This is a genomic window from Ideonella alba, assembly GCF_018069845.1.
GTDB lineage: Bacteria > Pseudomonadota > Gammaproteobacteria > Burkholderiales > Burkholderiaceae_C > Ideonella > Ideonella alba.
Genome location: NZ_JAGQDD010000030.1, coordinates 14,777 through 35,080, shown reverse-complemented (window position 1 = coordinate 35,080; position 20,304 = coordinate 14,777). Strand labels below are relative to the sequence as shown.

General features: G+C 67.5%; 23 protein-coding genes. 8 read left to right on the top strand and 15 right to left on the bottom strand.

Annotation, left to right across the window (positions count from 1 at the left end; all coding sequences use genetic code 11):
• Positions 1-5 precede the first annotated feature (5 nt).
• Together KAK03_RS23710 and KAK03_RS23705 are read right to left on the bottom strand one after the other, a co-directional pair.
• Entirely contained in the window at positions 6-980 is a 975-nt protein-coding gene (locus tag KAK03_RS23710) for a relaxase/mobilization nuclease domain-containing protein (protein WP_210857158.1), read from the bottom strand.
• A 23-nt stretch (positions 981-1,003) separates the two neighbouring features.
• A complete protein-coding gene (locus KAK03_RS23705) occupies positions 1,004-1,585 on the bottom strand; it encodes a hypothetical protein (RefSeq protein ID WP_210857157.1) in 582 nt (193 codons plus the stop codon).
• Between the two features lie 368 nt (positions 1,586-1,953).
• On the opposite strand from KAK03_RS23705, the gene KAK03_RS23700 reads away from it, so the two are divergent.
• Genes KAK03_RS23700 through KAK03_RS23690 form a run of 3 tightly spaced genes read left to right on the top strand, consistent with a single transcriptional unit; the run spans position 1,954 to position 3,652 of the window.
• Positions 1,954-2,478, top strand: a complete 525-nt coding sequence (locus KAK03_RS23700; protein WP_210857156.1) for a helix-turn-helix domain-containing protein — start codon at positions 1,954-1,956, stop codon at positions 2,476-2,478.
• Complete coding sequence (stbB, locus tag KAK03_RS23695) at positions 2,475-3,185, top strand: StbB family protein (protein WP_210857155.1); 711 nt, start codon at positions 2,475-2,477, stop codon at positions 3,183-3,185. The genes KAK03_RS23700 and stbB overlap by 4 nt, the downstream gene beginning before the upstream one ends.
• Positions 3,182-3,652 (top strand): hypothetical protein, encoded by a 471-nt coding sequence (locus tag KAK03_RS23690; RefSeq protein WP_210857154.1) that lies wholly within the window; start codon positions 3,182-3,184, stop codon positions 3,650-3,652. Before stbB ends, KAK03_RS23690 begins: the two co-directional genes overlap by 4 nt.
• 218 nt (positions 3,653-3,870) lie before the next feature.
• Here KAK03_RS23690 and KAK03_RS23685 read toward each other — a convergent pair whose 3' ends face one another.
• The 3 genes from KAK03_RS23685 to KAK03_RS23675 all read right to left on the bottom strand — a co-directional run bounded on the left by KAK03_RS23685 (position 3,871) and on the right by KAK03_RS23675 (position 5,748).
• On the bottom strand, positions 3,871-4,224 hold the full coding sequence (locus tag KAK03_RS23685) for a DUF7673 family protein (protein WP_210857153.1): 354 nt from the start codon (positions 4,222-4,224) through the stop codon (positions 3,871-3,873).
• A 106-nt stretch (positions 4,225-4,330) separates the two neighbouring features.
• Positions 4,331-5,194: a DUF932 domain-containing protein gene (locus tag KAK03_RS23680; RefSeq protein ID WP_210857152.1), complete on the bottom strand. Its 864-nt coding sequence runs from the start codon at positions 5,192-5,194 to the stop codon at positions 4,331-4,333.
• Positions 5,195-5,283: 89 nt separating this feature from the next.
• Positions 5,284-5,748: a single-stranded DNA-binding protein gene (locus KAK03_RS23675; RefSeq protein WP_210857151.1), complete on the bottom strand. Its 465-nt coding sequence runs from the start codon at positions 5,746-5,748 to the stop codon at positions 5,284-5,286.
• A gap of 938 nt (positions 5,749-6,686) precedes the next feature.
• Here KAK03_RS23675 and KAK03_RS23670 point away from each other — a divergent pair.
• The gene (locus KAK03_RS23670) at positions 6,687-7,493 is read left to right on the top strand and encodes a CBS domain-containing protein (RefSeq protein WP_210857150.1); all 807 of its coding nucleotides are present in this window, start codon (positions 6,687-6,689) and stop codon (positions 7,491-7,493) included.
• Positions 7,494-7,533: 40 nt separating this feature from the next.
• Here the strand turns inward: KAK03_RS23670 and KAK03_RS23665 are convergent, their stop codons facing one another.
• A complete protein-coding gene (locus KAK03_RS23665; RefSeq protein ID WP_210857149.1) occupies positions 7,534-8,802 on the bottom strand; it encodes a nucleotide pyrophosphohydrolase in 1,269 nt (422 codons plus the stop codon).
• A 67-nt stretch (positions 8,803-8,869) separates the two neighbouring features.
• On the opposite strand from KAK03_RS23665, the gene KAK03_RS23660 reads away from it, so the two are divergent.
• Positions 8,870-9,379 carry a CIA30 family protein gene (locus tag KAK03_RS23660; RefSeq protein ID WP_210857148.1) on the top strand — a complete coding sequence of 170 codons (510 nt, stop codon included), beginning with the start codon at positions 8,870-8,872 and terminating at the stop codon, positions 9,377-9,379.
• 36 nt (positions 9,380-9,415) lie between these two features.
• Here KAK03_RS23660 and radC read toward each other — a convergent pair whose 3' ends face one another.
• From radC to KAK03_RS23635, 5 genes are all read right to left on the bottom strand, one after another.
• Entirely contained in the window at positions 9,416-9,931 is a 516-nt protein-coding gene (radC, locus tag KAK03_RS23655) for a RadC family protein (protein WP_210857147.1), read from the bottom strand.
• Between the two features lie 305 nt (positions 9,932-10,236).
• Entirely contained in the window at positions 10,237-10,695 is a 459-nt protein-coding gene (locus KAK03_RS23650; protein ID WP_210857146.1) for a hypothetical protein, read from the bottom strand.
• Positions 10,696-10,749: 54 nt separating this feature from the next.
• A complete protein-coding gene (locus tag KAK03_RS23645) occupies positions 10,750-11,559 on the bottom strand; it encodes an endonuclease NucS domain-containing protein (RefSeq protein WP_210857145.1) in 810 nt (269 codons plus the stop codon).
• Positions 11,560-11,596: 37 nt separating this feature from the next.
• The gene (locus KAK03_RS23640) at positions 11,597-12,805 is read right to left on the bottom strand and encodes an XRE family transcriptional regulator (protein ID WP_210857144.1); all 1,209 of its coding nucleotides are present in this window, start codon (positions 12,803-12,805) and stop codon (positions 11,597-11,599) included.
• On the bottom strand, positions 12,802-13,452 hold the full coding sequence (locus tag KAK03_RS23635) for an alpha/beta hydrolase (RefSeq protein WP_210857143.1): 651 nt from the start codon (positions 13,450-13,452) through the stop codon (positions 12,802-12,804). Before KAK03_RS23635 ends, KAK03_RS23640 begins: the two co-directional genes overlap by 4 nt.
• A gap of 183 nt (positions 13,453-13,635) precedes the next feature.
• On the opposite strand from KAK03_RS23635, the gene KAK03_RS23630 reads away from it, so the two are divergent.
• The 3 genes from KAK03_RS23630 (at position 13,636) to xth (ending at position 16,194) form a co-directional block, all read left to right on the top strand.
• Positions 13,636-14,232: a DUF6088 family protein gene (locus tag KAK03_RS23630; RefSeq protein ID WP_210857142.1), complete on the top strand. Its 597-nt coding sequence runs from the start codon at positions 13,636-13,638 to the stop codon at positions 14,230-14,232.
• Positions 14,225-15,250, top strand: coding sequence for a nucleotidyl transferase AbiEii/AbiGii toxin family protein (locus tag KAK03_RS23625; RefSeq protein WP_210857141.1), 1,026 nt, complete (start codon positions 14,225-14,227; stop codon positions 15,248-15,250). Before KAK03_RS23630 ends, KAK03_RS23625 begins: the two co-directional genes overlap by 8 nt.
• A 176-nt stretch (positions 15,251-15,426) precedes the next feature.
• A complete protein-coding gene (gene xth / locus KAK03_RS23620) occupies positions 15,427-16,194 on the top strand; it encodes an exodeoxyribonuclease III (RefSeq protein ID WP_210857140.1) in 768 nt (255 codons plus the stop codon).
• On the opposite strand, the gene KAK03_RS23615 is transcribed toward xth, so the two are convergent.
• The 4 genes from KAK03_RS23615 to KAK03_RS23600 are packed head-to-tail and all read right to left on the bottom strand — an operon-like array spanning position 16,178 to position 20,204.
• Complete coding sequence (locus tag KAK03_RS23615; RefSeq protein ID WP_210857139.1) at positions 16,178-17,077, bottom strand: DMT family transporter; 900 nt, start codon at positions 17,075-17,077, stop codon at positions 16,178-16,180. The genes xth and KAK03_RS23615 overlap by 17 nt on opposite strands.
• 50 nt (positions 17,078-17,127) lie before the next feature.
• The gene (ntrC, locus tag KAK03_RS23610) at positions 17,128-18,627 is read right to left on the bottom strand and encodes a nitrogen regulation protein NR(I) (protein ID WP_210857138.1); all 1,500 of its coding nucleotides are present in this window, start codon (positions 18,625-18,627) and stop codon (positions 17,128-17,130) included.
• Positions 18,628-18,636: 9 nt separating this feature from the next.
• Positions 18,637-19,731: a nitrogen regulation protein NR(II) gene (gene glnL / locus KAK03_RS23605; RefSeq protein WP_210857137.1), complete on the bottom strand. Its 1,095-nt coding sequence runs from the start codon at positions 19,729-19,731 to the stop codon at positions 18,637-18,639.
• Entirely contained in the window at positions 19,731-20,204 is a 474-nt protein-coding gene (locus KAK03_RS23600) for a hypothetical protein (protein WP_310738719.1), read from the bottom strand. The genes glnL and KAK03_RS23600 overlap by 1 nt, the downstream gene beginning before the upstream one ends.
• Between the last annotated feature and the right edge of the window lie 100 nt (positions 20,205-20,304).

The window sequence follows — 20,304 nt, the reverse complement described above, 5'->3', positions numbered from 1 at the left end:
CCGATTCACCGCGGCAACTCGACTCCTCGAAGGCCATGCGACGGTGATGGATCGCGATGGTCGACCGATCGGTCGGTTGTCGCAGCTGCAGATATCTCTCGAACATAGCTGCTGACGGACCTCGCAAGCTTCCGATCAGCCAAGTCTCCAGACGTGGCCAGCGCCTGGCCCAGTTGCTTCCAGGCCTCGACTGCCTCCGCCCGCGCCGCAACGGCAACACTGCTGCGCTTGCTACTGGATCTGACCGTATGAAGCCGCCCCTCCTGGCCTGCTTTCAGGCGCCACAGGGGTTCATAGTTCCTGCTCGTGCCACGTGTAGCCTGCCGCGTCGCTTCAGCCTCGACCCCGTACCCGCGCAGCTTCTCCGCAAACGTCTCGCGCCAGCGATGCAGATCAGCCTTGCGCGGATTGAGCCGCCGGCCCTGGCGTGACTCTGCCCGCACGCTGATGTGCACATGCGGGTTGGCCTGGTGGTCGTGCAGCACCATCACATAGGTGTGCTCGGCCAGTTCGACCCTTGCGAACTCGCGTGCCGCGCGCTGCACCGCCAGCGGGTCGGTGCCTCGCGGCATGGACAGCATGATGTTGTAGGCCTCGCGCCGCTGACCCGGTGCAGACTCCTCCGGAATCTTCGAACCGCCCCAACGCCACTCGTCGGCCAGGTCGTGCAGGCTGTCTTTGCCCCGCATCGTCTCGCCTCGCTGGTCCTCGATCTCCAGCCGACCGTTCTTGCTGATGTAGCGCAGGTGCGCCACGATGGCCTTCATGCCCCGCCCTCCCCCGGTCACCTTGACCATCACCTGAGGCGCCCGTCGCACCACGGTGGCTTCGATGCTCCGGCGGATGACGGCGGCTCGCTGGCGCATCGCGTCCGGGTTCAGCCTGGGCTCACGGGGTGCCCGTACGCTGCGATTGCCTGGGTAGAACAGCCGATCCCCCCAGGTGACCAGCATGCCGTCGATGTCGTGGGGCAAGGCCATGGGCGTCTCCTCAGGTTCGTGGTTCAAGGATTGGCTTGGGTTGGCCGAGATGGCGCGCTTGGCCGGGCCCGTGGCTGCAGTGCTGACAGGACCGGTGCCACACGCTCCAGGTGCGAGCGAACCTGACCGGCTACCGTGTCCAGCAGCCCTCGGTAGGCGCGGGCCGACTCGGCATCGGCCTGGCGCAGCAGCGCGCTCAGCCGGTGGACGTTGCGGCTGAGGGTGGCCAGCTCGGCGCAGGAGGCGGTCAGCGCCGCAAGGTGAGCGTCGCGCCCGCCACCGGCAGACAGCACGGGCACGTCGGCTATCAGGCCTGCCAGGTAGGCGCCACGCGACAGGCCCGCAGCGCGCGCGCCCGCGGCGAGCTGGCGAGCCTCCTCGGCCGACAGTCGAATCGACAGCTTGACGGTCGCAGCACTCGCCGAACCAGCTGTCGGCGCATCCATGCGGCTCGCTTCGCCTTCCAATTCGACCCCGAGATCACGCGCCACCGCGCCACGGACCAGCACCGACACGCTGACCCGATCGGCCTGCGCACGCGCCACCAGCGCAGCCTTCAAGCCGCGCATATCTACCGTAACGAAGTCATGGGCAATGGTGTTCATGAGCCGACGAATGGAGGGTCGCGAAGCGCTTGTGAAACTGGCGGCGGGCCGCCTATCTCTGCACTCACCTTGAAGACCAGTATTGGCCCGAATCCACGCAGCCTGCCTGCGAGATTCCGGGGCAAATGCTGCAGTCCCGGCGGCCCGCGTCGGGCCAAGATTCCGTGCCAGCGGGACGCGCTGGTGCTGGAGCGAGACTGACCCGGGAATCCCCCGGGACGTGATCGAGACAGGGCAGGACCGGACCGGGACAGCAGCGGTGCGAATGTCTGACGGCATCGAACGCAAGAGGAACACGCCCGCGACGCATGCGAACCGGACGGTCTGCACCGCAGCCCCACTGACCTCAGGACACAGCGGAATTCGCCTTGAACAATATCGACTCGACAGCTCCCAAGGCGGCGAACTCGGGCGAACCAGCATGCGGCGATAGCGTCAACGCCCCAGGCTGCGCCAGCAGCGTTCGACTGGTACCTGACCAGCCCCCGGGGCGCAGCACGCGCAAGGCGCGCTCCTTCTCCGACGAGATCGGCCGCCTGCATGCGGCGGGCTACACGCTGCAAGCCATTCGCAGCGCGCTGGCCAAGGTCGGCGTCAAGGTCAGCCGCAGCACAGTGCACCGGGAGGTGACGAAGGCCAGGCGGCGGCAGCCCTCCTCTCCCGCTGAGGAGTCCGACCACGCCCAGATGGATCAGATCGCGCAGGCTGCAGAAGTCGACGCGACGCCGCATCCCCAGAAAGCCGCTGCCCCCGCGCGTTCCGCCCATCCGCCAGCCCCTGCTCCGATCGCTGCCCCCAGCTTCACCGGCGGCCCCAAGGGCGAGGACGTCGCCAAGGCCTACATGGCCACCCAGATCACCAACCCCTTCATGCGTCGAAAGGACCCAGGATGAAGATCGCCGTCATCAACTTCTCGGGCAACGTGGGCAAGTCCACCGTCGCCCGCCACCTCTTGCAGCCGCGCGTCGAAGGCGCCGAGCTGATCTGCGTGGAGAGCCTCAACGCGACCGAGGCCGAGACGCAGACGATGCGCGGCGCGCAGTTTGCCGACCTGCAGGAGTACCTGCAGACCGTCAGCAGCGCGGTCGTCGACATCGGTGCCAGCAATGTCGAGCAACTGCTGGCGCTGATGCACCAGTACCGCGGCAGCCACGAGGACTTCGATGCCTTCGTCGTGCCGACCGTGCCGGCCTTCAAGCAGCAGCAAGACACCATCGCCACGCTCGTGGAGCTCGCCCGCATCGGCGTACCCGCCTCCCGGGTTCGGCTGCTGTTCAACATGGTTGACGATCGCGACGAACTGGCGCGCAGCTTCCATCCCCTGCTGAGTTTCGTGGCGGAGCATCCTGTCGCGCAGGCTGACCTGGCCTGCCGGCTGGGCACGAACGAGATCTACAGGCGGCTGAAGAGCACGGGCATGGACCTCGGAGGGTTGGTGCGTGACACGACGGACTACAAGGCGCTCATCGCCCAGGCCGGGGATGCCGCCGAGAAGATCGCCTGGGCCCAGAAACTGGCCACCCGCCGGCTGGCCCTGGGCGTGCTGCCTGAGTTGGACGCCTGCTTTGCGGCGCTGACCCTGGAGGCGGCCGCGGCATGACGGCCCCGAGCTCTGCGCGCGAGGCGCTGATCGCCGAAGCGCTGGGCGAGATGGCGGCGCTGCTGGAGCGGCTGGAAGCCGTGGCCCCGGCGCTGGAGGCCAGTCGGCTGGCGGTGGTTGGCGCCGGCAACAGCCTCGCCGACCAGGTGGACGCCTACGAGCGCCGCATGGCTGTGCTCACCGAGAACGCCAAGGCGCAGGCGCTCAAACACATCGCCCGCCGAACGGAAGAGCTGGCCCGCGAATCGGCCCAGGCGCAGATCCGTGCGATGGAAGAAGCGGCGCGCATGCTGTTCAGGACCGAGGTGGGGCCGGCCCTGCACCGGGTGGCGATCCCGATGCAGCACCTGGCAAATCTGGCCCACCGTGGCGCCCACCCCTGGCAGACCTGGCTGACGCACGCGGCCACGGCCGGCGTCGCGTCTGGCGTCACCTGGGCCTTGGCGGCTTGGTGGTGGGCGCGCTGAGGGTCGAGTCACTCCATCGGGCTTTGCTATGTCCGCCGGTGCCCTGGCCTGGCGCCCGAGGCCGAAGGCCAGGGCCAAGCTGGGCGCTGGCGGCAAGCACCAGCGTGCCGTGCAGCCGAAGGCGAGCACGGCGCGGACCCTTGCGCGGGCCGGCGCCAGCCGGCCCGCGCGGCGATGGACCACTGCCAGCCTTGTCCACCAGCAGGCGGCAGGGCGCCTCAGGCCGGGCTGGGCCAGCGCAGTCCCCAGCGCGCGATGACCGACCGCACCCGGGCGTCCCCGTCGGGGACCAGGGTGTGCAGGTCGGCGCGGCCCCAGCGCAGCGCGTCCAGGCAGCACAGCATGTCGTCGCTGATGGCGATGTCGACGGCGCGCAGCTCGTACAGGTCCAACGGAAACGCCCGGCCGTTGTAGGTCGCGGCCAGGAAGGCCGCGATGCGCCGGATCTGGCCGGAGTCGCCCTGCTCGGTCAGCGTGAGCAGGCGCGCGAAGGCCTGGGCGCCGGCCTGAGTGGCCTGGCGCGAACGGGCGTCGAGCTGCCTGAGCACGGCGGGGAGGTCTTCGGACGGCATGGGCAACTCCTCGATCGAGGTGACAGGTCGACCCGCCCAATCGTCGGGCGGATCGGGCTTGGCCAAGGCGCCAGATTCGGTGCTGAATCTGGCGCGCTGGCCTGTATCAGGCCTTCAGCCTGCGCATCTCCTCGGCCAGCATCCACAGCGCACGGTTCAGGCTCACGCCACGGTCGATGCTGCCCACCGGCCGGGTCTGCAGGCGGCGCCCTTGCGCGCTGCGGCCGGGCTGGCCGCCTCGGATGACGTTTTCCTGCACGCGCTGGAAGGTGGTCCACAGGCTGCGGCCGATGTCCTCGGGTCGGCGCGCTTCGTTCAGCTGCTGGGCAGTGACCGGGGCCGGGGCCAGGTCGTCGCCCTCCTCTGTCTGGCGCTCACCAAAGCGCAGCGCCAGGGCTGCCGTCGCGAAGGCCATCTCCTCGGCCGGTTGCAGCTGCAGGGCCTTCATCGCCTCGGTGTGCTGGTTCACCGCCTCGAACTCACCCAGCACGCGAAACGCTCCCTCGATCACCTCGCCCTGGATGTTGCCCTTGTGAGGGATACGGATGTCGTCCACCACCTGGCCTACCACCAGGCCGTTACAGCAAACGAACCTGAAGAGACCGGCCAGCATTTGGTACGAGCTGGCGCCATCGTGGCTGTTGATCAGGATGATCTCGTTAGCCTCGGGACGGGCCTGGACCTGTCCGGCATGGCGCATGCGGATCAGGTGCTTGGTGAACTCCGCCTTGCCTTCGACGCGGCTGGCGCCCTGGGCGACCATGAAGGGCTCGAAACCCTCCTTGCGCAGGCCGCGCAGCACGTCGATGGTGGGGATGTAGGTGTAGCGCTCAGAGCGGCTGGCGTGCTTGCCCTCGGCAAAGATGGACGGCGCCGCGGCGCGCATCTGGTCTTCGCTCAGCGGCTGGTCGCCGCGCACCACGCGGGTGTTGCGGGCAAAGCGGGTCGCCAGGGTCGGGGTCGAGTACATGGTGGTTTCCTTCGATCGTTGATGGAGCTTCGAAGGGCGAGCGCGGCTCGTTGGCCTATTGACCAACATGGCGCCCACCCGGTCAGGGGTCAGGCGTCGGCGTGCGCCGGCTGGCGACCGCTGCGGGGCTTGCGGCTCGCGGCGGGGGTGCTGGGGCGCTCGGCGCTGCTGGTGCCGCCTTCGGCACCGGGGCCACCGCTGCGGCGCGCTTCGGACTCGGCACGGCTGTCGAGGTAGTCGATCTCCTCGGCCGTGAACGCCATGCCGTAGACGGTTTCGCCGTCCTTCTCGTAGTTGTTGTTGCGCAGCCGCCCGACGATGTTGACGTGCGAGCCCTTGCCCAGGTACTCCGCCGCGTTCTCGGCCTGCTTGCCCCAGAGCGTCCACTGAATCGCGGTGGATTCCTCCTCGCGGGCTTCGCCCGAACCGCGCCGGGTGTTGCTGATCGCGGTCAACACCGCCTTGGCGATCTTGCCTTCGCGGCCGTTGACGAGTTCGAGCTTGACGGCGCCGGCCAGGTGGGCGTGACGCTGGGTGACAGAAACTTGAGCCATGACGATCTCCAAACGAGAGCCACCAGCCGGGTCCCGGTCCGGGTTCCCTGACAACTGATCCTCTCGCTCGGACTCACCTCGCACCCGCCCTGGGGCGGGCGGGGGGTGGGGGATGGCCCCTTCCCTCGGGAGGGAAGGGGTGGGGGATGGGTGCGCCTCTTCGCAGCCGAAGCAGTGAGCCGGTTTCCCGGCCCACCGCTTGAAGATCCCCCCACAAGTCCCCCTCGCAATTCGACGGGGGCGCGTGGGGGGAGCGCGGTGGGACGACTGGCGCACGGGCTGCCCTCCCCCATGTTCCCCACGGGCGGCGCAGCGTCGCGGCCGATGTGCCAGCTCGCCTGGCGCAGCGGTTGCAGCGCAGCCGACCAAACGACCACGAGCAGCGGCGACTCTGCGGCCGACGTGCCACCGAGCGAGCCACAGGCGAGCGACTGGCGCGGCGGTCGAGCCGCTGATCGCTGGCTTTGCAGCGGCTTAGCTGCTGCGGGCAATTCAACGCATTTGGTCTTCAGCGGCCCGGCTCCGGGCATGGCGGGTGCCCGGGGTGGCGATCTGGCGGGCGCCGCACCGAGCGAAGCGCAGCGTAGCGACCTGCAAGCCGGCCAGTTCGCCAAGCGGGCGTCGTTCACGCGTAGCGTGAAGGAACCAGGGCCCGCGATCCCCGGGCAGGGGACAGGGACGCCTCACAAGGACCGCCGGCTTCGCCGGCCTGGCCGTGTTCGCGTGAGGGATGGCCGCCCGACAGGGGCGAGACGCTGGGCCTTTGACAGCGGCTCGACGCGCCGCGCAACAGCCCGGCCCCGCGCAGCGGGGACACGCCCGGGAAGAACCTCCTGATCGACACCACGCCAACAGAGGTCGCCACCGCTCCCACAGCCAGCCCACCCACGAGAACTACCAACTACCATCCTCTCTCGCCGAGCCAACCAGACCACAGCATGCTCCCCAGTCCACTATCCCGACTGAGCTCCTCGCCGAAGGACCTCAATCCCGGCGAGCGGGTCTACTACCGCGACCGCTTTCGCGAGGCGCGCTACGCCGCCCTGGCCGATGCCGAGGGCTTTGGCGCTATCTGCTTCGCACTTGAGGCCCTGGGCCTTCGGCTGCACGGCAAACAGGCAGCACTCGAGCACTACAGACCCAAGCTTGCCATCTGCGCGGCGGACTCGCCGCTACTGACGGGCCTGCCCGAACGCTTCCCCTCGACGTTCAAGTCGTTCGAGGCGCTCTTCAAGACGGTCCAGACGGCCCGCAACGACGCAATGCACATCGGCGCCTACGCGCGCCACGCAACCGAAGCCGCAATCGAGCTGAGCATCGGATTGGAGGAAGCACTGATGGCGAACTTCGAGAGGAAGGTCAAGGACGTGATGGTCAAGTCACCCATGACCGTTGAGCCCTGGCAACCGGTCGCCCAGGCCCGGCAACTCATGTTGATGCACTCGTTCTCCTTCCTGCCCGTGCGCATCGGTAGGTCGTGGTGGCTCGTGTCGGAGATCGGCCTGGCCAAGTTCCTGAACGGAGACGGCAAGAAGGATCGCCTCGCCCAGCCGATTCAGGATGCGAAGGCAGCTGGCATGCAGCTGGTCAGACTGCGTGAGGCGGATCTGCTGCACGAAGACACGACGATCGCCGAGGTGCTGGAGCGTGCGAAGGTTCAGAAGGGACCAACCCTCTGGCTGGTTGTCGACAAGCAGCACCCCGGACACCTCGCCGGAGTCCTGTCGCCCTTCGAGCTCATGTAAGTCGCATCGGACTCCACCCAGCGAACCGCGCAGCGGAGCCCTACGACGCGCCGGCTCCGGCCCCCGCAGCGGACTCGAACAACGGGTACTTGACGTCGCTCTCGGCGTTGATCACCACGGTGCCGGCCGCAACCAGCTTGTCGAGGGCCACCTCGATCGAGGCGTCGCCGGTCTCGGCGGCGAGCAGCGACTTCAACAAGCGCCGCAGCGCGGCCGGCTTCGTCGGGCGATTGACACCGACCTTGCGAAGGTTCTCGGTGATCCTCTTGATGTCGGCGTCGGACACCGACTTCTTCGGCGACGGGGACGCAGGGACAGCGCCGGTGCCACTCGGCGCCACAGCGGCCGGAACGGCCAACACTTTGCCTGGCCCAGCCGCCACGCCCCTTGCCCCAGCCGGTGTGGGAGCTTCCGCCTTCTTGGCAGGCACGACCTTCGGCGGCGACGCCTTCTTCGCCGCTGACGAAGACGCTGGCGTCTTGGCAACTGGCTTCTTCGCAGCGACCGGCTTGGCCACCGCCTTCTTCGTTGCGGCCTTCTTCGCAGCAACCTTCTTAGCTGGCGCCTTCTTGGCGGCCACCTTCTTCGCCGCGGCCTTCTTCGCTGGTGGTTTCACCTCGCCATGGGGCTGTCGGCGCACCACGAAGCCCATCGCCTTTGCATGCTCCAACATGGGCTCGTAGCCCTTGTCGTTGGCGACGACGACCATCGCCGACTCGGGGTTCCGCGACGCGATGTAGCCCATGTAGAACGACAGATGGAAGTCCAGCGCGTTCTTGCCCGACTTGCTGATCGGCACGGCCGTAGCACCGGTCCCGAACGATGCGAAGCGCTTTTCGACCTCCCGCTGGTGCGGCCCATGGAACACCCAGACCTGGCCAGCATCCGGGACCAGCGCCCGCAGCTCCGCATCACTAGGCTGGACGTTCTCGAAGTCCAGCAGCACATGCGTACCAGGCACCGATGCGCGCGTCGGCGAAACCCGCGGGATCACGCGTTTCGCCGGGTACTTGACCGCGTTTCTCGCCAGCTTGTCCCGCACCGCCTGCGACATATCGATCTGGCAGTGATCTGCCACCTGCAGAAGGTAGAGGAGCACATCGGCGACCTCCTCGCCGATGCGTTGCTTGGCCGCGGCGTCTTCGTGCGCAGTCCGGGACTCCTCAGGCGTCTGCCACTGGAAGATCTCCGCCAGCTCGGCCGCCTCAACCATCAGGGCCGTCGTCAGGTTCTTGGGTGTGTGAAACGGCTGCCAGTCGCGCTCTGCCGCGAAGTGCCGCAACTCAGCCTGCAGTTCACCAAGGTTCATCCCTGTCTCCCTTCTTCAGGCGCATCTTGCCAGCCAAGGCAGCGACCCAGCACCGCAGAATCGCCACATGAGCGACCCGGACACGACATGGCTGCTGTTCGACTTCGGTGACCCTGGCGCGGTCGCCGAGTGGGCCGCGATCGACGACCGTGTGATGGGCGGCGTCTCGAGCAGCCGGCTGCGACACGACTCGGCCGGCCATGCGGTCTTCGAAGGCACCGTCTCCTTCGAACGCAACGGAGGCTTCGCCTCGATCCGGTCAACGCCCGCCGATCGAGGCGGTCCCGGCGCGCAGACCTGCTTCATCGAGGCCCGCGCCACAGGCAAGCGCTTCAAGCTGAATCTGCTGACCGAAGATGCCTTCGACAGCATCAACTACCAGGCCAGCTTTGCCCCGGGCGCTACCTGGCAGACGCTGCATATTCCCTTGTCCACCTTCCGCGCCACCTTTCGCGGCCGAGAGGTCCCCGGCGCACCGGCACTCGACCCTGCCCGCATCCGCCAGGTCGGCCTCATGATCGCCGAGCGCCAGGCCGGCGCCTTCGCGCTCGAAGTCCGGCGCATCGGCCTGGCGTGAGCGGCAAGTGGCGCCGCAACGCGGCGCCTGCGCGAGCTACACAAGCCCGTGCTCCGCAAACGAACACACGTCGGCACCGGCCACCACCAGGTGATCGAGCACCCGCACGTCGACCAGTGCAAGCGCCGTCTTCAGCGTCTGCGTCAAGAACTCGTCGGCCCGGCTCGGCTCCACGGATCCCGACGGATGGTTGTGCGCCAGGATCACCGCCGCCGCATTCACCGACAGTGCTTCCTTGACAACCTCGCGCGGGTAGACGGAGGTCTGCGACACGGTGCCGCGGAACATCTGCTTCAGCGCAATGATGCGATGCTGCGCATCCAGGAACAGCACACAGAAGACCTCATGCTCCAGCGCACCGAGCTCCAGGCGCAGATGGTCCTTCACGGCCTGCGGCGATGACATCGTGGCACCTCGCCGCACGCGGTTGGCCAGCAGCCGCCGTGCATGGCACAGCACTTCGTCGGCATGCGCCGGCCGGTACTGACCGTCGACATCGCGGACCAGCAGCGTATCGGCGGCACCCACGGATGAGATCGAAGACGTGGACATGATGGACTCCGGTGTGTCGGGCGGGATTGCCCGAGACCGGAGCACCACGGCGCAGCGCAGCCGTCAGGGTTCGAGGACGGCCGCAGGCCGCAAGCGCTCGCCCTGCGACCGCGCAGACCTTGACGGCGAGAACGGCGTGGTAGCGTGGGTCGACACGGCAAGCCCAACCTCCAAGCACCGTCGTCCAACTTGTGATGTGCGGCGGCACTGCCGCCCTGACCGCGTTAGCCGTGAGTACACCGAGTCGCTCCGAATGTGGTTTCCCACCGGCAAGAGCCCCTGTCACGTCAGATCATGCAGTTCGCTCAAGCTTTGTTAGAGACCATCGGGACCAAGCGCCCGTCGTCCATCTCCATGACCACAGTCGTCACCGTCAGCGGGTCCTCGGGCAGCTTCAACGAGAAGGCCTCGTAGCCTCCGTTCGCGGTGCGTGCCTGCTTTGGCACCGCGGCCTCGAGCTTGTTGAAGAGCGGCCCAAACAACACTCCGGGCGTCACCCCGTCATTCAACATCGAGGCATGGGCAACGCCTTCCATGCGCTCCCCATCAGGATTGCTGATCACGAACTTCTTGGAAACACCCATCCACTCGGCGTGTAGGAAGTCGGTGGCGGCCAACTGATGCAAGACAGCCAGCTTGGCCGCGTCGTCGCCATCCAGCACGTAGCTTCGTGCTGCGACGCGGGCAATGTAGCCAGCCTCATCGGCATAGGCCCACAGATTGACGCACACCTCAGGGTTGCGGAGCGGGCGCGGCGCAGTCATGACAAGTCTCCCGAAGGCGGTGAATACCGAGCATCATGAAACAGGCTTGCTCGCTTACGCAGGGAGCTCAAGAGAGGGGACCTTCGACACCGTCACTTGGAGGCGGTACTCGTAGAGCTCCACTTCCTTGTTGCTGGCACAGGCCAGGACCAAGTCTTCAGACATCGTCCTGCAAACGATGATGCCGCGCACGCGCTGGCCCGGCTCAGCAAGCTCCTTCCGCACCCAGTTCACGTAGCGCAGCAGTTGCCCGACCACGCGGTCGTAGCCCTTCTCGACCTTCAGTTCGAGCACAACGAAGTTGCCCGACTTGTCCTTTGCCAAGATGTCGATGCGGCGGCCTCCGCCCGCGGGGTACTCGAACCCGGTGATGTCTTCGTCCTGGAACAAGGTCAGCCCGGGCTCGATGAGCTGGAGGTTATCGGCCAAGTAGCGCTGCAGGTCCTTCTCCAGGGCGAACTGGGTCGAGCCGGCGAGCGCGGCGTCAACGGCTGCCCCAGCATCGTCGTCCTCCTCATCGACGGTGACCATCGCCCCACCGGCGCCAGCGATCTGAGTCTTGCCCGGCTGATGAATCGGCGCTGGGTCGACGCCAGGCTGGTAGCGCCGGTACTCGCGTGACCCGACCTTGAACAGGAGATCATCGGTGGCATTCGTCGCCGGATGGTGGCGACGACTCGGGTCGTTCGTCGAAGCCTGAACAAGGTGCGCGTGGATGCTGCCGGCCTTCAGCTTCGGGTAGTTCTTTGCGAACCACTCAACCGCACGCTGGGCGCTGAACGTTTCGTCGGGCTTGAGCTTCCACTCGGCGAGCATGTCCTTGAGAAGCGCCCGCGTTGGCTTGTCGTAGATGGTCCGAGCCATGGGGCGTTCTCACTTTCCAAGCAAGCGGTGGATTCGATCAAGACCTTCGGGGGTCACGAAATGGCAGCACGGTGCTCGGCGCAGACGCTGAACTGGCAGGCGCATCCGCCGACTGACGGATGCGGGCCAGTTGAACGACGTTGCCTCGCCCCTGAAAGTAGCCTTCGGGCAACCCAGCCAGCATCTCGATATCGTGCGACGCAAGGCCGAGATGCCGAGGAATGGCTTCCAGCGGCATCACGTTCTCATCGACGAGCAGGTCGATCGTGCGACGCAGCAAGCGGGGTCGCTCAGGCGCTCGATCGCCATCCCCCGGTTCCGACTTGGCGCCCCATCGCGCCGACCGACGCTTGAACAGCGCCTGAGCTCCTTCATCGTCCAGGAGTTTGAGAGCCCGCAGCCGCATCAAGATCGCGCCAACGGATACGCCCCAACGACGCTTCATCAACAGCAAGTCGTCCAAGGTCACCGGCATGCGCACTTCGGATGCGAAGGTCTCCGCGGGCAGGAGAAACGCGCCCGCAAACCTGTGGGCCTGCTGTTCAAGTTCCTTGTGACGCTCCCGATCGGTCGGACGTGCGATGTGCCTGTGCAGGATCAGGTGACCGAGTTCATGGGCCAGGTCGAAGCGGCTTCGATAGCCGTTGTCCTTGTCGGCGGAGAGAAGTACCAGCGGTCTTCCAAGCACTGCGCTCCACGCAGACAGGCCTTCGATCTGCGCGATACCAGTCTCTTCACGGACGAGCACAACCCCAGCGCCTTCGATGGCCAGCGCCAAGTCCTGGACAGCCGACCGCCCAAGGCGCCAGAGATCGCGACACTCCGCCGCCGCCAGTTCGATCTCTTCTTTGGTGATCTGCTCAGGATCGGTGAAGTTGCGGCTCGGCAGGTTCAGCGCCGGGAAGTCGACGAACTCGGTCAGGGCCAACGCAATGTCTTGAGCCCACTCCATCCTAGCTTCCAGCATGGCCCGGGCAGCCACATGCGCAGAGGCGTTGCTCCGGAAAAGCGGCAGCGAAACCTTCTCCGCGGGCGGCCTGGTGAACCACTCGGGCGTAACATTGACAACGTCGGCCAATCGATCGAGCGCTTCTCGCTCTGGAGCTTGGGCTCCAGCGCGCCACTTGCTCACCGTCGCGGGCGACACCCCCACCAGCGAAGCGAGCTGCGCTTGGGTCAGGCGGCGCGCAGCCAACATCTGGCTGAGGCGATCACACTGGAATCCCTGAACGCCACCGCGGCTCATGACGAGGTGCCGTCCATGTCCTTCTTGCCGATGTTCTTCTTGAGCCTCGGCACGGCCAGGTCGATTTGGCTGGGCTCTTGGACGTCATAGCGCTTGGCAAACACCTCCAGCGGCTCGCGGAACAGCCAGCCGCGCATGTACCGGTCGGGCACTGCGATCTGGATCGAGGTGGGCGATTCAGGCTGGATCTGCAATGACCCCGAGAAGCAGGCCACGAAGAACGCCACGGCTTCAGCCGGCGGCTGGTACTGATCGAACAACTCTGGCTGCACCAGCGGCTCGATGGCCTTGTTTGCGAACGCCATCTGGCGGCGAGTCTGGCTGCGCCGACCGTTGATCCAGGATCCTTCGGGGATATTGAACCTGGCGAGGGTGAAGACGCCAGTGCGGCCGGTCACCAAGCCGTTGCCCTGGATGGCCGTAGGCGCCGCCTCGGCCGCCGCGAGCGCGCGGTAGAAGGCTTCGTTCATGTTGAAGTGCCGGAGCTGGCCCAAGACATGCGGAAGGTGGCCTTCATCCATCCCCTTTGCGGCGGCGTACGCGCGCGCAGCCCCAGCATTGAGTGCGTCTTCGACGCCGAGCACAAGCCCGCGCGGGATGCTGCGCAGCAGCAGGCCTGGGATCGTGTCCTTGGTGGGCGGGTTCATGCTTTATGTCACCTCGTCAGCGATTTCGCTTAGGCGGATTTTATAACAAAATAGTTTCGCTTAAACAGGGGGGAGCATGTAGGCACCAGGGTGCCGAAAGGAGTCAAGCTCACGCCATAGCGGAGCACTTCACTTGAAAGTCGTCAGAAAACGATTCATAATTCTGACAACCAAGAAATCACCGTGCCCAACCTCGCCCAGCAAGTCCTCGCGCACGCCGCCTCGATTCCGGAAGGCGCCAGCCTGTCCGCCAAGGCTCTGCTGCACCTGGGCAGCCGGGCTGCGGTGGATCAGGCGCTGTCGCGCCTGGCGCGCAGCGGCGAACTGCTGCGCGCCGGGCGGGGCGTCTACGTCCTGCCGGTGAAGGGCAAGTTCGGCGCACGGGCACCGGATGTCGCCAAGGTGGTCCAGGAGTGGGCCAGCCAGCGCGGCGAAACCGTCGTCGGTAACGGCGCGGCTGCAGCGAATGCGCTGGGTCTGACGACCCAGGTGCCGGTGCGCCAGGTCTTCCTGACCTCGGGCCGCAGCCGCAAGCTCAAGCTCGGCGCGCAGACGGTCGAGTTGAAGCATGCCCCGCCGTGGCAACTGCTCTATCCAGGGCAGGCCGCGGGCGAAGCCATCCGCTCGCTGGCCTGGGTAGGGCCGTCGGGATCTCAAGCGGCGCTCGGTCAGCTCAGGGAAAGGCTGCCGGCGTCGGAACTGCTGGCCGTCGCCAACGCGCGCGCGCGCCTGCCCACCTGGCTTGCGAGCCAGGTCAGCAGCCTGGTGACCCGTGCCTGAATACTTCGCCCTGCCGCGCGAGGACCAGCGCGAGGTGCTACTCGTCGCGGCAGAGCGTTCGGGCCGTCCCCTGCACTTGCTCGAGAAGGACGTGTGGGTCGTATGGGCCCTGCACCACCTGTTCACCGGACGGCACGCGCCGTACCTGGTCTTCAAGGGCGGTACATCGCTCTCAAAGGCCTACGGCGTCATCAAGCGCTTCTCGGAAGATGTGGACCTCACCTACGACATCCGTGCCATCGCTCCGGACCTGATCCAGAAGGCCGACTCCCCCTGGCCCACATCACGCAGCCAGGAGAAGAAGTGGAGCAAGGCGATCCGGCAGCGCCTTGCCGAACTTGTCAGCGGCAAGCTGGCGCCTGATCTCACCGAGGCAATCGCCGAGCAGGGGCTACCGGCGAAGGCCCGCGCAGAAGGCGAGCAGATCTTCATCGACTACGAGGCCTTGGGCGAAGGCACGGGCTATGTGCGCCCCTCGGTCCTGCTGGAGTTCGGCGCGAGATCGACGGGTGAGCCCAACGAGCCGCGACTGGTAGCGTGCGACGCAGCGCCGCACCTGCCGGACGTGAGCTTTCCATCGGCCGTGCCCCAGGTCATGCGCCCCGAGCGCACGTTCTGGGAGAAGGCCACGGCCATCCATGTCTTCTGCGCCCAAGGCAGCTTTCGAGGCGGTGACCGCTACGCGCGCCACTGGCACGACGTGACGCGGCTCGATGCTGCCGGCTTCGCCGACAGCGCCGCGAAGGACCGCGCATTGGCGCTCGCCGTCGCAGAGCACAAGAGCATCTTCTTCGCCGAATCGATGCCAGACGGTGCGCCCATCGACTACCGCGCAGCGGTCACCGGTGCACTGGATCTGGCACCGAGCGGCGAAGCGCGGAAGACGCTGGCCGAGGACTACCAGCGCATGATCGAGGACGGCCTGCTCTTGGACGACGCCGAACCCTTCGACGTCCTGCTGCAGCGTTGCCAGGCGCTTGCGCTCAAGGTGAACGCGGCGGCGCTGGGGGCCGCATGACGCTCTGCCCGCGCATCCAAGAACGCGCGCCGAGGACCGCTTGTAGGATGGTGACAACAGATTGCCGCCCAGCGCCATCGCCTGGGCTCGCAGCGGAAAAAACTGGGGGTATGCGTGGGGGTACCGACCAGATCTCAATAGATAAAGTTCAATAAATACAGTACGTTAGGACTGCTTTGAAACTAGCCACCTGGAACGTCAACTCGCTGGCCGTGCGCCTGCCTCAACTGCTGGACTGGCTGGCTGCGCATCCGGTGGATGCGCTGGTGCTGCAGGAGACCAAGCTCACCGATGACAAGTTTCCGCAGGCCGAGATCGAGGCCGCCGGCTACCACGTGGTCTTCCACGGCCAGAAGACCTACAACGGCGTGGCGCTGCTGTCGCGCAGCGCGGCGACCGACGTGGTGCGCAACATCCCCGGCTTCGCCGACGAGCAGGCGCGCGTGATCGCCGGCACCGTGGATGGCGTGCGCGTGGTCGGCGGCTATTTCCCGAACGGCCAGGCGCCCGACAGCGAGAAGTTCGTCTACAAGATGGGCTGGCTGCGGGCGCTGGAAACCTGGCTGGCCGACGAGCTGACGCGCCATGGCCCGCTGGTGCTGATGGGCGACTTCAACATCGCGCCCGAAGACCGCGACGTCTACGACCCGGTCGGCTGGGCGGGCCAGATCCACTGCACCGATGAGGAGCGTGCCCACTTTCGTGCGCTGCTGGACCTGGGTCTGGTGGATGCCTTCCGCCTGTTCGAGCAGCCGCCCAAGAGCTGGAGCTGGTGGGACTACCGCAACCTGGCCTTCCGCAAGAACCAGGGCCTGCGCATCGACCACATCCTGGTCAGCCAGGCGCTGCAGCCGCGCGTCAGCGCCTGCGAGATCGACAAGGCGCCGCGCAAGAACGAGCGCCCCAGCGACCACGCGCCGGTGATCGTCACGCTGGCGCCTTGATCGATGGACCGGCGCGCTGCGGCCACAGCGCCCAGACATTGCCGGCCACCGCCAGCAGCGCACCGGCCACGGCCAGCGCCTCGGGCCGGTAGCCCTCGAACAGCATCGACACCGTCATCGCCACCACCGGCGTGCTGACGCCCACATAGGCCGCACGCGCCGGGCCGATGCGCTTCATCAGCGCGTAGTAGCTGCCAAACGCCAGCACCGAGCCGGCCAGCACCAGGTAGGCCAGCGACCAGCCGAAGGCCGCGCTCCAGCGCAGGGTCCAGGATTCGCCGCTGGCCAGCGACAGCAGCGCCATGCACAGCGCGCCATAGCCCATCGCCCAGGCCAGCGGCGCCGGCCCGCTGACCTGCTGGCGGTGGTAGTGCGCGGCACACAGGCTGGAGACCGAGGACATCAGCACCGCCGCCGCGGTCAGCGCCGCGCCGGTCAGAACCGATGGCGACGCGGCCAGCCGTGCGAACTCGTGCCAGAAGATCATCACCACGCCCCCCACGCCGGCCACGCCGCCGATGGCCACGCGGCGCGACATCGGGCTGCCCAGCAGCCAGCGGGCGAGCACCATGTTGAGCAGCGGTGACGCCGCGTAGCCCACCGCCACCAGCCCGGTCACCACGTGGCGCTCGGCCTCATAGACGCACCAGTAGGCCAGCGCAAAGCCGGCCAGGCCCTGCAGCGCGAACCAGCGGTGCAGCCGCACGGGCAGGCGCAGGTTCTCGCCGCGCCACCAGGCCCACAAGGCCACGGCCAATGCCGCCAGCGTGAAGCGCAGCGCCACGCCAGCCCCAGGCGCGATCGCCTCCAACTGGTAGAGGATGGCGAACCAGGTCGTGCCCCAGACGAGCACGCAGACGATGAACAGCACGGACGAGGGCATCGCGGGGCAGTGTCGCACGCCCCGCGAATGGCCCGCTCATGGCCCGCCGATCAGTCGTCGATCTGCAGTTCCTGGATCTTGCGCGTGATGGTGTTGCGGCCGATGCCCAGCTTCTGCGCCGCCTCGATGCGACGACCGCGGGTGATCAGCAGCGCGGTGTGGATCAGGCGGGCCTCGAACTGGCGCGTCAGCGCGTCCCAGACCTCGGGTGCACCGGACTCCAGCATGCGGCGGGCCACGCCTTCCAGATCGTCCAGCCACCCGGCCGGCATGGGCGCCGCTGGCGACGCGGCGACTGCCGCCGGCGCCGCCATCGGCACCGGAGCCGCGGGCTCGTGCATCACCGGCGTGGGCAGTGCGGCCGAGGCGGGTTCGGCGGCCAGCGCGCCCAGCAACTCGGGCGGCAGGTCCTTCAGCTCGATCACCTGGGCCGGTGCCATCACGGTCAGCCAGTGGCAGACGTTCTCGAGCTGGCGCACGTTGCCCGGGAACTCGAAGCCCTTGAGCTTCTCCAGGGCCTCGTCGGTGATGCGCTTGGGCTCGACACCCAGCTCCTTGGCGCTCTTCTGCAGGAAGAAACGGGCCAGCGCCGGGATGTCCTCGGCGCGCTCGCGCAGCGGCGGCAGGCGCAGGCGGATCACGTTCAGGCGGTGGAACAGGTCCTCGCGGAAGGCGCCGTCGCGCACGCGCTGCTCCAGGTTCTGGTGGGTGGCGGCGATGACCCGCACATTGGCCTTGAGCGGCTGGTGGCCGCCCACGCGGTAGAACTGGCCGTCGGACAGCACGCGCAGCAGGCGCGTCTGCAGGTCAAACGGCATGTCGCCGATTTCATCGAGGAACAACGTGCCGCCATCGGCCTGCTCGAAGCGGCCGCGGCGCATGGTCTGCGCGCCGGTGAAGGCGCCGCGCTCATGGCCGAAGAGCTCGCTCTCCAGCAGGTCCTTGGGGATGGCCGCGGTGTTGATGGCAATGAAGGGGCCGTTGGTGCCGCCGTCGCCGCGTGGGCTGTGGCGGTGCAATGCGCGCGCCACCAGTTCCTTGCCCGAGCCGCTCTCGCCGGTGATCAGCACCGTCACGTTGCTCTGGCTGAGGCGGCCGATGGCGCGGAAGACATCCTGCATCGCCGGGGCCTGACCCAGGATCTCGGGCGCGGGCTGGTGGCGTTCATCGCCCACCTCCTCGCGCAGGCTCTCATCCACCGCGCGCCGGATCAGCTCGGTGGCCTTGGTCAGGTCGAAGGGCTTGGGCAGGTACTCGAAGGCGCCGCCCTGGAAGGCCGACACGGCACTGTCCAGGTCGGAGTAGGCGGTCATGATGATGACCGGCAGGCCCGGCAGGCGCTGCTTGACCTGGCTGAGCAGGTCCAGGCCGGAGCCGCCCGGCATGCGGATGTCGCTGACCAGCACCTGCGGCTCGTCGCCGTCGTTCAGGGCGTGCAGGACATCGCGGGGGTTGGCGAAGCTGCGCACCGGCAGCTGTTCGCGCGCGAGGGCCTTCTCGAGCACGAAGCGGATGGATTGGTCGTCGTCAACGATCCAGATGGGTTTCATGCAGGGTGCTCAGGGCAACGGAATCACGATCTTGAAGACCGTGCGTCCCGGCTCGCTGTCGCACTCGATCGTGCCCTGGTGTTGTTGCACGAAAGTCTGCGCCAGCGTGAGCCCGAGGCCTGAGCCGCCCTCCCGCCCCGATACCAGCGGGTAGAAGATGCGGTCTCGCAGCGATTCGGGGACGCCCGGTCCGTTGTCCTGGATATGCAATTCCAGTGCCAGTCGGAAGCGCTGCTTGCCGATCGTCACCTGCCGCGACACGCGCGTGCGCAGCACGATGCGCGCATCGCCTTGGTCGATCTGTTCGGCCAGCGCCTGGCAGGCGTTGTGGACGATGTTGAGCACCGCCTGGATCAGCTGCTCGCGGTCGCCGCGGAACTCGGGGATGGAGGCGTCGTAGTCGCGCAGCACCTGCAGGCCGCGCGGGTACTCGGCCAGCACCAGCGAGCGCACGCGTTCGCAGACCTCGTGGATGTTGACGTCGCTGACGATGTGCGGCTTGCGGTGCGGCGCCAGCAGGCGGTCGACCAGGGCCTGCAGCCGGTCGGCCTCGTGGATGATGACCTGGGTGTACTCGCCCAGCTCCGGCGAGGGCAGCTCCAGCGCCAGCAGCTGCGCCGCGCCGCGGATGCCGCCCAGCGGGTTCTTGATCTCGTGCGCCAGGTTGCGGATCAGCTCGCGCGTGACCTGCGACTGACCGGCCACGCGCTCCTCGCGGTCCTGGCGGGTCTGCTGCTCGATCTCGATCATCTCCACCAGCAGCCGCTCGTGCGAGTGGTCGATCTGGCTGACGATGAAATGCACCGGCAGCGGCTCGGTGGCGCCCACCACCGCGCGGCGCAGCGCGCTCTCGAAGCGGCGGGTGGAGAACTGGTTGGCGGCCAGCGCCTGCAGGGCCTCGAGCAGCTGGGCCGGCTCGCGGCACCATTCCAGCAGCGAGCGCGAGGTCAGCGTGCGGCGCGACAGGCCGATCACCGACTCCAGCACGCTGTTGACGAACAGGCACTGGCCATCGGGGCGCACCACCGCCACCATCGTGGCGAGCTGGTCGAAGGCCTCCCAGTGACGCTCGCTGGGCGACGGGGTCACCGGTCGCGTGGGCATCACGAGGCCACTTTGCTGATCTCGCGCCGCAGTGCGGCGATGTCGGCTTCCTTGCGGGTGATGGCCGCCTTGATCTCGGCCACGCGGTCGATGTACTTCTGCGGGTTGCGCACCTCGTCACCGCGGCGTTCGGGTTCGCCGTTGTTGTACTCGCGACGCAAGGCCTCGAGGGCGGCCTCCTCCTTGGCGAGTTCGGACTCGAGGATGCGGCGGGCGTCGCTCTCGCGGGCGCGCTGGTCGGCGTCATTGACCTTGGCGCTGCCGGGCGAGGCCGAGGGCACCGGCCGCGCCTTGGGCATGGCCACCGACGTGGGCTGCTGGGCTTCGCGCGCCTTGCAGCCGCGCTGCTCGGCTTCCTTGGCGGTGATGGTGTTGGTGAACACGTTGCCAGGGCAGACGTAGTACACCTGCGTGCCCGACTGGGCCCGGACGGCCGACGCCGCCAGCAGGCCCAGGCCGAGGACCAACAGCACACCAGGAGCACGGGGGGCAGGAGGGGATCGCATGGCGGCATTGTCGCTGGATTGGCAGCGCAGCGTGATGACAGGCTGGGGATCAACGCCCGGCGCCGCC

Bases quoted from the DNA above. Each gene is read 5' to 3' on its own strand.
- KAK03_RS23690 (WP_210857154.1), top strand. From the start codon at position 3,182: ATGACGGCCCCGAGCTCTGCGCGCGAGGCGCTGATCGCCGAAGCGCTG.
- KAK03_RS23705 (WP_210857157.1), bottom strand. From the start codon at position 1,585: ATGAACACCATTGCCCATGACTTCGTTACGGTAGATATGCGCGGCTTG.
- KAK03_RS23645 (WP_210857145.1), bottom strand. From the start codon at position 11,559: ATGGCTCGGACCATCTACGACAAGCCAACGCGGGCGCTTCTCAAGGAC.
- ntrC (WP_210857138.1), bottom strand. From the start codon at position 18,627: ATGAAACCCATCTGGATCGTTGACGACGACCAATCCATCCGCTTCGTG.
- KAK03_RS23680 (WP_210857152.1), bottom strand. From the start codon at position 5,194: ATGTACTCGACCCCGACCCTGGCGACCCGCTTTGCCCGCAACACCCGC.
- KAK03_RS23640 (WP_210857144.1), bottom strand. From the start codon at position 12,805: ATGAGCCGCGGTGGCGTTCAGGGATTCCAGTGTGATCGCCTCAGCCAG.
- KAK03_RS23635 (WP_210857143.1), bottom strand. From the start codon at position 13,452: ATGAACCCGCCCACCAAGGACACGATCCCAGGCCTGCTGCTGCGCAGC.
- KAK03_RS23670 (WP_210857150.1), top strand. From the start codon at position 6,687: ATGCTCCCCAGTCCACTATCCCGACTGAGCTCCTCGCCGAAGGACCTC.
- KAK03_RS23675 (WP_210857151.1), bottom strand. From the start codon at position 5,748: ATGGCTCAAGTTTCTGTCACCCAGCGTCACGCCCACCTGGCCGGCGCC.
- KAK03_RS23650 (WP_210857146.1), bottom strand. From the start codon at position 10,695: ATGACTGCGCCGCGCCCGCTCCGCAACCCTGAGGTGTGCGTCAATCTG.
- KAK03_RS23685 (WP_210857153.1), bottom strand. From the start codon at position 4,224: ATGCCGTCCGAAGACCTCCCCGCCGTGCTCAGGCAGCTCGACGCCCGT.
- KAK03_RS23710 (WP_210857158.1), bottom strand. From the start codon at position 980: ATGGCCTTGCCCCACGACATCGACGGCATGCTGGTCACCTGGGGGGAT.
- glnL (WP_210857137.1), bottom strand. From the start codon at position 19,731: ATGCCCACGCGACCGGTGACCCCGTCGCCCAGCGAGCGTCACTGGGAG.
- stbB (WP_210857155.1), top strand. From the start codon at position 2,475: ATGAAGATCGCCGTCATCAACTTCTCGGGCAACGTGGGCAAGTCCACC.
- KAK03_RS23615 (WP_210857139.1), bottom strand. From the start codon at position 17,077: ATGCCCTCGTCCGTGCTGTTCATCGTCTGCGTGCTCGTCTGGGGCACG.
- KAK03_RS23660 (WP_210857148.1), top strand. From the start codon at position 8,870: ATGAGCGACCCGGACACGACATGGCTGCTGTTCGACTTCGGTGACCCT.
- radC (WP_210857147.1), bottom strand. From the start codon at position 9,931: ATGTCCACGTCTTCGATCTCATCCGTGGGTGCCGCCGATACGCTGCTG.
- KAK03_RS23665 (WP_210857149.1), bottom strand. From the start codon at position 8,802: ATGAACCTTGGTGAACTGCAGGCTGAGTTGCGGCACTTCGCGGCAGAG.